Below are 12,620 nucleotides of genomic sequence, written 5' to 3' on the forward strand. Positions count from 1 at the left end.
GGCCCCTATACGATCTCAAGCTCGGCAGACTTAAGGTCCACCGAATTCGGGCCGGCCATGATGTCAAAGAGGCCGGGTTCCACCACATGCTGCATCTCGCGGTTCCAGATGGCGAAGGCATCGGGATCAAGCGTGAAGGTGACCTGTCGTTCTTCGCCCGGCTGCAGGGTGACCCGTTTGAAGCCGCACAGTTTTTGCCGCGGTTGGGTAACGCTTGCCACCCTGTCGCGCAGGTAAAGCTGCACCACCTCGTCACCCGTCCGCTCGCCGGTGTTTTTCACCGTTACCGATACCGTCACGCTGACATCTGCCGCGATGCGGGGCACCGAAAGGATGGGCGCGCCGATTTCGAAGTTTGTGTAGCTGAGCCCGTGCCCGAACGGGAATAGGGGCGAGGTGTCGTCAAACAGATACGGGCGCCGAGCGGTGGGCTTCAGGTTATGGAAATAGGGGATCTGGCCTTCGTGCCGGATCACCGTCACCGGCAGCTTGGCGCCGGGGTTTATATCGCCGAACAGGGCCTCGGCCATCGCGGTGCCGCCTTCCTGCCCCGGATACCAGCATTCGAGGATCGCATGCGCCTTTTCCACCACGTTCGGCCATGAAGGCGGGCGCCCATTAATGGCGGTGACGACGACAGGCTTGCCGAGGACATGAAGGGCATCGAAAAGCTCGTTCTGCTCGCCGACCAGATCAAGCTTCGTGCGGTCGCCCAGATGGGTCTTGGCATAGCCTTCACGGCTCGTCTGTTCGGTGTCGCCAATCGCGAGGATGATGACATCGGCGCCTTTCGCCACCTTCACCGCCTCGCGGATGCGGCGGCGATTGTCTTCCGGTTTTGGCAGGATCACGGGATCATCCGAGCGGTCATCGCTCATGGTGATGCGCACGCCTTGGGCAAAGGTGACCTTCGCCTTGCCCTTCAGCCGCTCGCGGATGGCGTCCAGCAGCGTAACGGTCTGCCGGGGTTCGCTCGAATAGCCACCAAGGCGGGCTATTGCCGCGTTGGGGCCGATCACGGCGACTGTTTTCAGCTTGCTGTCATCCAGCGGCAGGGTACCATCGTTCGTCAGCAGGCACAGAGATTTGCGGGCGGCCTCGAGCGCCAGCGCGCGGGCCTCGGCGTTGCCGGTGACTGCGTCAGCCTTGGCGAAGTCGCCAAACGGATTTTCGAAAAGCCCCGCGCGGAATTTGAGGGCGAGCATGCGGCCGGCCGCAGCGTCGATTGCCGCTTCCGAAACCTTGCCGGCCTTCACCTGTGCGACCAGCGTGCGGTAGCCCAATCCGTCCGGCAGCTCGCAGTCAACCGTGGCGGCCAGCGCCTTGCGCGCGGCGTCTTCAAGGTCGGTTGCTACATGATGCAGGCTATCAAGCTCCTGCACCGCCATATAGTCGCTGGCGATGACGCGATCAAAGCCCCACTCGCCGCGCAGAACATCTTTCAGCAGCCAGCTATTGGCGTGGCTCGGCACCCCGTCGATCTCGTTATAGGACGGCATCACGGCGCCCACTGATGTGCGTTCCACAATGGCCTTGAAGGGCGGGAAGAAGTTTTCGCGAAGCTCGCGTTCGGCAAGCTGGGCGGGGGCGACATTATTGCCGCTTTGCGGCTGGCCGTGGCCGGTCATATGCTTCAGCGTCGCATAGACCTTGTCGTCGGCGAGCTTTTCGAACTTGCCCTTGCCTTGTAGGCCTTCCACGGCAGCGACACCCATTTCTGTTACCAGATACGGGTCTTCTCCGAAGGTTTCCTCGATGCGGCCCCAGCGCGGGTCGCGCACGATATCGACAACAGGGGAGAGGACATAAGGCACACCGTGGGCCCGCACCTCGCGGGCGATCACGCTGGATACCCGTTCCATCAGGCCGGTGTCGAAGCTGCCAGCAAGTGCAATGGCCTGCGGGAACATGGTGGCATTCGGCGCCATGTATCCGTGCAGCGATTCCTCATGGAACAGCACCGGAATACCGAGCCGGGTTTCGGTGGTGGCCCACACCTGCACGGCATTGATGAACTTCACCGTGTCCTTCGGTTCGCGCCAGCGCGCCGCCGTGCCGCCCGCCGCGTTCGCCACATTCGGGCCGCCGCGCCGGTCGGACGGCCGGGTGATCTGGCCGATACCGTGCGGATAGGCCTGCGCTGCCTTCTCTGGGTTGAAATCGAGCCCGTCCATGATCTCCGCCTTGGTCGCCCAAAGTGCCACCATCTGGGCGACCTTTTCTTCAAGCGTCATGCGCGACAGGAGATCGGCGACCCGGTCGTTCACGGGGGCAGAAGCATCGCGGTAAAGCGGCGTTTCGGCACCAAGGGCGAGCGAGGCAGGAAGGGCGCCCGCCGCCACGGCAAGCGCGGAGGCGGAGCCCATCCAGGCGAGCAGGCGGCGGCGGGTGAGGTTCATGTCAGGCCCCTCAGTCTGTGATCGTCAGGGTCACGGTTTTAAGGTCAACCGAGTTCGCGCCGGTCATGATGTCGATCTCGCCGGGCTCCACAACGCGCTCCATCCTGTCGTTCCACAGGCGGAACGATTTTGAAGTCAGGGTCAGTTCCACCGTTTGCTTCTCGCCCGGTTTCAGGGTGACGCGCTTGAAGCCTTTCAGTTCCTTCACCGGCTGGGTGACGGAGCTGACCTTGTCGCGAATATAAAGCTGCACGACCTCGTCACCCGCGACCTTGCCGGTGTTGGTGACATCGACCGATACCGTCACGCTGCCGTCTGTCGGGATGGAAGCAGCCGACAGGCGCGGTTCGGAAAGGTCGAAGGTCGTGTAGCTGAGGCCGTATCCGAACGGATAGAGGGGCTCGACCGTGTCAAACAGATAGCCCCGGTGGGCGGTCGGCTTGTGGTTATAGAACATCGGCAACTGGCCGACGCTGCGGGGCAGGGTAACGGGCAGCTTGCCGCCGGGGTTCACATCGCCCATCAGCACAGCGGCGAGCGCGGGGCCGCCCTGTTCACCCGGATACCAGGCCTCGATGATGGCGTTGGCTTCCTCCGCGATTTTAACGATGGAGGCGGGGCGCCCGTTGATCAGCACAACGGTGATCGGCTTGCCAAGCTTCTTGAGCGCGTCAAACAGCTCCTGCTGCTCGCCCACAAGATCAAGGCTTGCACGGTCGCCAAGGTGGCTGTCGGCCCATGCTTCGCGGCTCGTCTGTTCGGTATCGCCGAGCGTGAGGACGATCTGGTCGGCGCCCTTCGCTACCTTCACGGCCTCGGCGATGCGTTTGCGGTTCTCTGTCGGGTCGGCGAGCTTCACCTCATCGGCCCACCAGTCGTCATTTTCGGTGATTTTCACGCCCTCGGCGAAGACGACTCTCGCGGAATCGCCGAGTCTCGCTTTCATCCCGTCCAGAAGTGACACAGGATTGCGCGGTTCGCCGTAATAGCCGCCAAGGCGGGCCACAGCGGCGCTCGGACCGATGACCGCAACGGTCGGCTTCGATTTGCCAAGCTTCAGGGGCAGTGTGCCGTCGTTTTTCAGCAGGATCAGTGAGCGCTCGGCGGCCTTGCGGGCAAGGGCCACGCCATCGGCATTGTTGGCCACCGCTTCGGCTTCATCGGCATTCGCATAGGGGTTTTCAAAAAGCCCGGCGCGGAACTTGACCGACAGCATGCGGCGCACCGCATCGTCGATCATGGCCATCGTCACCTTGCCGTCCTTCAGGGCCTGCGGCAGGGTTTTGTAGCTCGTGCCGTCCGGCAGGTCGCTGTCTACCCCGGCTTTCAGGGCAAGGACGGCGGCACTTTCAATGTCGGGCGCCACATGGTGGATGCCGGCCATCTGGTCGATCGCCACATAATCGCTGACGATGGCGCCCTTGAAGCCCCATTCACCACGCAGCACATCCTGCAACAGCCATGTGTTCGCATGGCTCGGCACGCCGTCGATCTCGTTGTAGGACGGCATCACCGCCTCGATCCCGGTGCGGGTGACGACTTCCTCGAACGGCGGGAAGAAGTTTTCGCGAAGCTCGCGTTCCGATATCGGCGCCGGCGCGATATTGGTGCCGCTTTCAGGCTGGCCGTGGCCGGTGAGGTGCTTCAGGGTGGCAAACACCTTGCCGGGCGCCAGTGTGCGGGCGCGGTTCAGGCCTTGCAGGCCCTCAACGGCCGCGACGCCCATTTCACCGACCAGATACGGATCTTCGCCGAAGGTTTCTTCGAACCGGCCCCAGCGTGGATCACGGGCGATATCAACAACCGGCGACAGGGCGAGATGCGCACCGCGCGCCCGCATTTCAAGCGCGGTCAGCTCGTTCACTTCGCGGATGAGATCCGTATCCCACGAAGATGCAAGGCCGATGGCTTGCGGGAAGCTCGTGGCATCCACGGCGGCATAGCCATGCAGGCCTTCTTCGTGGAACAGCATCGGGATGCCGAGCCGGGTTTCCTCGACCATGAATTTTTGCAACTTGTTCACCAGTGCCACTGTCTGGCGGGCATCGAGGCGTTTGGCGACACGCGGCGACACAGCCCCGGCCACGTCTGACGGGCGGGCATATTGCCCGATACCGAGCGGATGGGCGGCCTTCAGCTTGGCGAGGTCGATCTCGCCCTTGGGGCCAACGAATTTGACCTTGCCGTCCCAGACCGTGGTCATCTGGACGATCTTTTCTTCCAGCGTCATGCGGGCCAGCAGGTCTTCAACCCGTGCTTCCACGCTGGCGGTTGCGTCCTTGTAGACGGGCAGGTCGGCGGCGACAGCGGTGCCTTCGAGCCATACGCTTGCAACCCCCGTCACTGTCGGTGCGGCAACCCCGAGTGCGAGCGCGATGCTGGTGCCCATAAGAAATTGATTGATGTGGATGCGCATGGGTCCCCTCCCTTGGAAAATTGCGAACCGCTCCTCCCCAGAAGCGGTGGAAACTATGGTCAGCAGCCATCGATATGCGGGAAAGGTCCCATCGGATGGTAGCCAATGATAGCGGTAACATGATATAGGCTTGCAAAGTTTGTCAATGCCCGATGGGAGGGCATGGTGTCGATTTGGCCATATGAGGGGCCATATGAGGGGAGGGCGTATGGCGAACCGGACCTTGCGGAGCCTTGTGTTCCTGCTGGTTATGGCATGGGGGCTTTCTGCCCGCGTTTTTGCCGAAGATGGATATGACCTGTGGCTGCGCTACAAGCCGCTGGAGGATGCCGCACGCGCCGAGCTTCATAAAGCCGCACAGCAGGTTGCAGCCCCCGGTGAGCGGACGCCGACCCTTCAGGCGGCACTTGACGAGCTTGTGCGTGGCATCGACGGGCTTGCGGGGCAGGCGCCAACGATTGCCGAGTCTGCCGAGTCCGGCGCGATTCTTCTCGTGAAACCGGATACCTTGCCGGAGCATCTGAAAGGCAAGGTCAGCTTTGATGGGCTTGGTGGCGATGGCTACCGCCTGCTGTCGGTGGATGGCGAGCGTACCCTGATTGCCGCCAACAGTGATATCGGTCTTCTGTATGGCAGCTTTGCCCTGTTGCGGCATCTGCAGACCGGCGGGCGGCTTGAGGGACTCGATGTCAGCGAAGCCCCCCGCCTGCAGCGCCGCATGCTCAATCACTGGGACAATCCCGACCGCACGGTGGAGCGCGGCTATGCCGGCCAGTCGATCTGGGACTGGTGGAAGCTCCCCGATCATCTGGATGCGCGCTACACGGATTATGCTCGCGCCAATGCCTCCATCGGCATCAATGGCACGGTGCTGAATAATGTGAATGCCAAGGCTGAAATGCTGACCGCCCGCTGGATCGCCAAGGCAGCAGCCTTGGCCAATGTGTTGCGGCCTTATGGCATCCGCGTCTATCTGTCGGCGCGCTTTTCGGCGCCGTTCGAGCTTGGCGCCACTGAAACCGCCGATCCGCTTGACCCGGCTGTGCGCAACTGGTGGGCAAAAAAGGCGGACGAGATTTATGCCGCCATCCCGGACTTCGGCGGCTTTCTGGTGAAAGCCAATTCCGAGGGCCAGCCCGGCCCGCAGGATTATGGCCGCAGCCATACAGACGGCGCCAATATGCTGGCGGCAGCGGTGAGACCACATGGCGGCATCGTCCTGTGGCGGGCGTTTGTTTACAGCGAAACGGACGCGAGCGACCGGGCGAAGCAGGCCTATGCCGAGTTCAAACCGCTGGATGGCCGGTTTGCGGATAATGTGACCGTGCAGGTGAAAAACGGCCCGATCGATTTCCAGCCGCGCGAGCCGATCCATCCGCTGTTCGGCGCCATGCCGGAAACATCGGTGACGGCGGAGTTCCAGATCACCAAGGAATATCTGGGATTTGTCACCCATCTTGCCTATCTCGGGCCCCTGTATGAGGAAGTGCTGAAAACTGATACCTTCCGGGGCGGCGCGGGGCAAACGGCCGCGAAACTCCTGATGGCCGAGCCGCTTTCGGGCCTCGCCGGGGTCGCCAACATCGGCAGCGACAGGAACTGGAGCGGATCGCACTTCGATCAGGCCAACTGGTATGCTTTCGGCCGGCTCGCCTGGGACCCGGAAGCCTCGGCCGAGGATATCGCCCGCGAATGGGTGGCAATGACATTCAGCCGTGACCGCGAGGTGATCGCGAAGGTTACAGGTATGATGATGGCATCGCGCGAGGCGGTCGTCGACTATATGACACCCATGGGTCTCGCGCACCTGATGGGCACCGGGCATCATTACGGCCCGGCCCCGTGGGTGGACGATCTCGCCCGCCCCGAATGGAACCCGGCCTACTATCACCGGGCGGACGCCGGGGGCATCGGTTTTGACCGCACGGCCACAGGCAGTGATGCCATCGCCCAATATGCAGCACCGCTTGCCGGGCTATACGGGGACCGGCAGACGGTACCACCTGAGTTTCTCCTCTGGTTCCACCACGTGGGATGGGATGAGACGCTGCCGTCCGGTCGCACCGTTTGGGCGGAACTGGTGCATCACTATGATCGCGGTGTGGCAGCAGTCGGTACCATGCGGCGCACATGGGCTGGGCTCGAAGGGCGCATCGATCCTGCACGTTTCAGGGATGTCTCCGACTTTCTGGCGATACAGGAGAAGGAAGCCATCTGGTGGCGTGACGCTTGCCTTGCCTATTTCGCTTCCGTTTCCGGCCGCGCCTTGCCACCGGGCACGCGCCCGCCGGCGCATCCGCTTTCCTGGTATCAGGCACAGCAGTTTCCCTATGCGCCGGGGCATCCCTGATAGCGGTCGCATTTGTCCGTGACAGGGGGCGGCCGCTATGGCATGGAACACAGGGCTAGCAAGGGCAGGGTAAATAATGAGTATCAAACAGCAGCGACGCGGCACAGGCAGTGCGACCATCAGCGATGTGGCGCGTCTTGCCGGCTTTTCCCCGATGACTGTCTCCCGCGTGATCAACGGCGGCGGCAATGTAAAGGAAAGCACTCGCGACGCCATCAATGCCGCCATCAAGGAACTCAACTATTCGCCGAACCCGGCAGCGCGCAGCCTTGCCGGAGTTGAGCCTATCCGGATCGGGCTTCTTTACAGTAACCCCTCGGCGGCTTATCTCAGCGAAGTGCTGGTCGGCAGCCTCGATCGCGCCAGCCGCATCGATGTGCAGCTTGTTGTCGCGCGCTGCGAACCGCCTGAAAATTACCGCGAGGCGGCCGAGCATTTGCTGGAACGCGGCGTTCATGGCCTGATCCTCACCTCGCCGCTTTGCGACCTGCAGGAAGTGGTGGATGTCGTCACGGAAGGCGATCAGCCCGTGGTCGCGCTCGCCGGTGGTAAGCCGTCGGATGACCTTATCACCATCAATGTGGATGATTTCGAAGCCGCCCATGCGATGACGAAACATCTGATCGGCCTTGGTCACAGGCGTATCGGTTTCATCATCGGCAGTCCCATTCAGGCCGCCTCGGGCCGCCGGCTGGAAGGTTACCGCGCCGCGCTTGCGGAAGCCGGTATCCCGGCGGATGAAAAGCTGATCGAACAGGGCCATTTCACCTACCGTTCCGGCCTCGCAGCTGCTGACAAGCTGATGGATCTTGCCGTTCCGCCCACCGCTGTCTTCGCCTCGAACGATGACATGGCGGCGGCCGTTGTGGCGGTTGCCCACCGGCGCGGGCTTGATGTGCCGAACGATCTTACTGTTTGCGGGTTCGACGATACAGCCTTTGCAAGCTCCATCTGGCCGGAACTGACAACGATTCGCCAGCCGATTGCCGAAATGGCCCGCACCGCCGTTGACATGCTGACGGACGAAATTCTCGCGCACCGGGCCGGGAAATCGCTGCCGCGCGAACACCGGATCGCCGCGTTCGAGCTGATCAAGCGCCAGTCCGACGCCCCGCCGAAGAACAGCAGGTAATTCCGGCGCTTGACGCCTGATTTGACCGAAAGGTTGAAATTTCGGCTTCTCTTTGTAAAAGTTAGCGCTAACATGCACGCATGATCCGTGGGGACGGGTGCGAGATTGACAGGGGAGAACCAGTTACATGTCAGAGGGTAATGCTGATCGCGTGAATATGGCATTCATCGCGGCAATCGTGGCTGTCGCTACTATCGGCGGCTTCATGTTCGGGTACGACAGCGGGGTGATCAACGGCACCCAGGACGGGCTTGAAAAAGCCTTCGACCTGAGCGAGCTCGGCACCGGGCTCAATGTGGGGGCGATCCTCCTTGGTTGCGCCACGGGTGCCTTCCTCGCCGGTCGCATGGCGGACCTGATCGGCCGCCGCAATGTGATGCTGATCGCCGCTGTGCTGTTCATCATCAGTGCCATCGCGGCGGGGGCTGCCGATTCGTCCGGCATCTTCATCATTGCCCGCTTCATCGGGGGCGTGGGCGTGGGCGCGGCGAGCGTGCTGTCGCCCGCCTATATCAGCGAGGTGACGCCGGCGAACATTCGCGGGCGGCTTATCAGCGTGAACCAGGTGATGATCATTTCGGGCCTGACCGGTGCCTTTGTGGCCAACTATGCGCTGGCGAAGCTCGCCGGGGGTTCGACGGCTGAATTCTGGCTCGGCTTCCCGGCATGGCGCTGGATGTTCTGGATGCAGATCATCCCGGCGACCATTTTCCTCGTCACGCTCACCATCATCCCGGAAAGCCCGCGTTTTCTGGTGGTGAAGGGGCGCGAAGCTGAAGCCGAAGCCGTGCTGACCCGCCTTTTCGGGCCGACCGCCGCCAAGTTCAAAGTGAACGAGATTCGCCAGTCGCTTGCTGCCGATCACCAGCCGCGCCTGTCGGACCTGATCGATCCGTCGACCGGCAAGGTGCGCAAGGTGGTTTGGGGCGGCATCATGCTTGCCGTGTTCCAGCAGCTTGTGGGCATCAATATCGTTTTCTATTACGGCGCGGTCCTCTGGCAGGCTGTGGGCTTCAGCGAAAATGACGCGCTGTTGATCAATATCATGTCCGGCAGTCTCTCCATCGGTGCCTGCTTCGTTGCCATGGCGCTGATTGACCGGATCGGCCGCAAGCCGCTGTTGCTGATTGGTTCAGCGGGGATGGCGATCACGCTGGCGCTGATGGCGATTTCCTTCTCCACCGGTACGCTCGATGAGGCCGGCAAGCTGCATCTTTCCGACAATTTCGGCCTTATCGCCCTTGTCAGCGCCAATGCTTACGCGGCACTCTTCAATCTCAGCTGGGGACCGGTGATGTGGACGATGCTTGGCGAAATGTTCCCGAACCAGATCCGGGGCTCCGGCCTTGCGGTATCGGGCTTTGCACAGTGGATTGCCAACTTCGCCATTGTCGTGAGCTTCCCGTGGCTCCTCACCGTGGTTGGCCTGCCGATCACCTATGGCTTCTACGCCGCCTGCGCTTTCATCTCCTTCTTCCTGGTGCGGACGCTGATCCGCGAAACCAAGGGGCAGGAGCTTGAGGAAATGCTCGGCTCGTAAAGACCACAGCTCATGCGGGGCCGGTGAGCCGGCTCCGCGCGTGTTCCGTTTCAGGAGGTTCAGTTGAACGACAGGAACAAGGGCCGCCGCTTCCGTTCGGAAGACTGGTTCGCCGATCCCGCCCGGTACGACATGACGGCGCTTTATCTTGAGCGCTTCATGAATTATGGCATCACGCCCGAAGAACTGCGCTCCGGCCGCCCGATCATCGGGATTGCGCAAACCGGCAGCGATCTTTCCCCCTGCAACCGCATCCATGTGGAACTGGCGCGCCGCGTGCGCGACGGCATCCGCGATGCGGGCGGGGTGGCCATCGAATTCCCGGTTCATCCGATCTTTGAAAACTGCCGCCGCCCGACTGCGGCCTTGGACCGGAACCTTGCCTATCTCGGCCTTGTCGAGTTGCTGTACGGCTACCCGATCGATGCGGTGGTGCTGACCACGGGCTGCGACAAGACGACACCTTCGGGCATCATGGCGGCGTCGACGGTCGATATCCCGGCGATTGTCCTCTCCGGCGGGCCGATGCTGGATGGCTGGCATGAGGGCGACCTTGTAGGATCGGGCACCGTCATCTGGCGCAGCCGCCGCAAGCTCGCGGCGGGCGAGATCACGGAAGAAGAATTCCTCGACCGCGCCTGTAAAAGCGCGCCGTCCGCCGGGCACTGCAATACTATGGGTACGGCTTCCACAATGAATGCTGTGGCCGAAGCCTTGGGGCTTTCGCTCACCGGCTGTGCGGCGATCCCGGCGCCTTACCGCGAGCGTGGCCAGATGGCGTATCTGACCGGCAAACGGATCGTGGAAATGGCCTATGAGGACCTGAAGCCTTCGGACATCCTGACCCGCGAAAGCTTCCTCAATGCTATCGCGGCGGTCAGCGCGCTCGGCGGTTCTTCGAACGCCCAGCCGCATATCATGGCGATGGCGCGGCACGCAGGCGTAGAGCTGACACCGGATGACTGGACAGCGCACGGCTATGATATTCCGCTCCTGCTCAACATGCAGCCGGCGGGCAAATATCTGGGCGAGCGCTTCCACCGCGCTGGCGGTGTGCCCGCCGTTCTTCATGAGCTTCTGGATGCCGGCAAGCTGAATGGCGACTGCCGCACCGTCACCGGCCGAACGATGGCCGAAAACCTGACCGGTAAGCAATCGTCGGACCGTGAGATGATCCGACCCTACAGCGATCCGCTGATGCAGAAGGCAGGCTTCCTCGCGCTCAAGGGCAATCTCTTCGATTTCGCGATCTTGAAAACATCGGTGATCTCGGACGAGTTCCGCAACCGCTATCTCCGCCGTCCCGGCCATGAGGGCGTGTTCGAGGCGCGGGCCATCGTGTTTGACGGCTCGGACGATTATCACCACCGGATCAATGACCCGGCGCTGAATATCGACGAAAACTGTATCCTTGTGATCCGGGGCTCCGGCCCCATCGGCTGGCCGGGTTCGGCAGAGGTCGTGAACATGCAGCCGCCGGACGCGCTGATCAAACGCGGCATCCAGTGGCTACCGACCCTTGGCGACGGCCGCCAGTCGGGCACGTCCGACAGTCCGTCGATCCTTAATATCTCGCCCGAAAGCGCGGTGGGCGGTGGCCTTGCGTGGCTTAAAACCGGCGACACGATCCGCATCGACCTGAATGAAGGCACCTGCAACGCGCTGGTGGACGAGGCCGAGATCGCCCGCCGCAAGGGCGAACCCGCGCCGCCGGTTCCTGCCAGCAATACGCCGTGGGAAGAACTTTACCGCGAAAAGACCGGCCAGATGGCCACGGGCGCCGCGCTTGAATTCGCGGTCAAATACCGGGGCATCGCCGCGAAAACGCCACGCCACAATCACTAGGGCAAATGTATCGAGTAAAGACGGGGCCATCAGGCCCCGTTTCTTCAAGTGCGGTCCGGCCAGGCGCGGATCGGGGTCACTGCTTGCCCCGCCACATCGGCGCGGAAGGCGAAAAGATGGCCGGCATCAGGCTGCAGGTGCAGGTCATCGGGCGACAGGTCTTTGCGTGCTGTGGTGGCATATACGGTCATCAGGTCGTCGCCCCCGAAGGCGAGCTTGGTGACGTTCGCGACGGGAAAGCGTACGGTGCGGACAAGCGTGCCATCAGGGGCGTAGCAGCGCGCGCCCCAGCCGGCGAAAAGACCGGTCCAGACATTGCCTCTGGCGTCCACGATCGGGCCATCCGGATAGCCGCCACCCGCTTCGATCCGCGCGAAGACGCGGGTGTTTACCGGCAGGCCGTCGGTGCCCATGTCGCTTGCATGGATCGTCTGGCCGAGTGTATCGGTGTGATAAAGCGTGCGGCCATCGGGCGACAGGGCAGGGCCATTGGTGATGCAGACGGGCGCGAGGCCGCTGTCGGCAACCAGCCCGTCCCGGAAGCAGTATATACGCCCGCTGTCGGCTTCCTCAGCGTCATCCATTGAACCGAACCACAGCGCACCTGCCTTGTCGGTCGTCGCGTCATTCAGCCGGTTGCCGGGCAGGTCGCCCTCGACCTTGCGAACAAGGGTGAAGAAGCCGCTGTCCGGGTCGAAAAGATAGAGCCCGCCCTGCAGGCCGGTCATCAGCTTGCCGCCCTCCACGGGCAGCACCCAGCCGATTTGCGCGGGGGCGTCCCAGCTGTTCAGGCGGTGGCTGGCGGGATCGAAGCAATGGAGCTTCCGGCCCTTGATATCAACGAACCAGAGCCGCTTTTCTTCGGGCAGCCACACCGGCCCCTCGCCGAGCGTGGCACCAACGGGGCAGACACTCGCCGGGGTCCAGAGGTCGGTCAT

The 12,620-nt window shown here is 62.6% G+C and carries 7 protein-coding genes; 4 read left to right on the forward strand and 3 right to left on the reverse strand.

Features of this window, described 5'->3' with window-relative positions; translation table 11 throughout:
• Positions 1–5 precede the first annotated feature (5 nt).
• Complete coding sequence (locus OU694_RS01250) at positions 6–2,399, reverse strand: glycoside hydrolase family 3 N-terminal domain-containing protein (protein WP_308909193.1); 2,394 nt, start codon at positions 2,397–2,399, stop codon at positions 6–8.
• 10 nt (positions 2,400–2,409) lie between these two features.
• Complete coding sequence (locus tag OU694_RS01255) at positions 2,410–4,815, reverse strand: glycoside hydrolase family 3 N-terminal domain-containing protein (protein WP_308909194.1); 2,406 nt, start codon at positions 4,813–4,815, stop codon at positions 2,410–2,412.
• A gap of 208 nt (positions 4,816–5,023) precedes the next feature.
• On the opposite strand from OU694_RS01255, the gene OU694_RS01260 reads away from it, so the two are divergent.
• The 4 genes from OU694_RS01260 (at position 5,024) to OU694_RS01275 (ending at position 11,682) form a co-directional block, all read left to right on the forward strand.
• Positions 5,024–7,165, forward strand: coding sequence for an alpha-glucuronidase family glycosyl hydrolase (locus OU694_RS01260; RefSeq protein ID WP_308909195.1), 2,142 nt, complete (start codon positions 5,024–5,026; stop codon positions 7,163–7,165).
• Between the two features lie 76 nt (positions 7,166–7,241).
• Complete coding sequence (locus OU694_RS01265; protein ID WP_308909196.1) at positions 7,242–8,297, forward strand: LacI family DNA-binding transcriptional regulator; 1,056 nt, start codon at positions 7,242–7,244, stop codon at positions 8,295–8,297.
• A 127-nt stretch (positions 8,298–8,424) separates the two neighbouring features.
• Complete coding sequence (locus OU694_RS01270) at positions 8,425–9,837, forward strand: sugar porter family MFS transporter (RefSeq protein WP_308909197.1); 1,413 nt, start codon at positions 8,425–8,427, stop codon at positions 9,835–9,837.
• Between the two features lie 63 nt (positions 9,838–9,900).
• On the forward strand, positions 9,901–11,682 hold the full coding sequence (locus tag OU694_RS01275; RefSeq protein WP_308909198.1) for an IlvD/Edd family dehydratase: 1,782 nt from the start codon (positions 9,901–9,903) through the stop codon (positions 11,680–11,682).
• Positions 11,683–11,726: 44 nt separating this feature from the next.
• Here the strand turns inward: OU694_RS01275 and OU694_RS01280 are convergent, their stop codons facing one another.
• Positions 11,727–12,620 (reverse strand): SMP-30/gluconolactonase/LRE family protein, encoded by an 894-nt coding sequence (locus OU694_RS01280; protein ID WP_308909199.1) that lies wholly within the window; start codon positions 12,618–12,620, stop codon positions 11,727–11,729.

Origin of the sequence: Pseudokordiimonas caeni, assembly GCF_026719705.1 — a bacterium.
Classification (GTDB): domain Bacteria; phylum Pseudomonadota; class Alphaproteobacteria; order Sphingomonadales; family Kordiimonadaceae; genus Gimibacter; species Gimibacter caeni.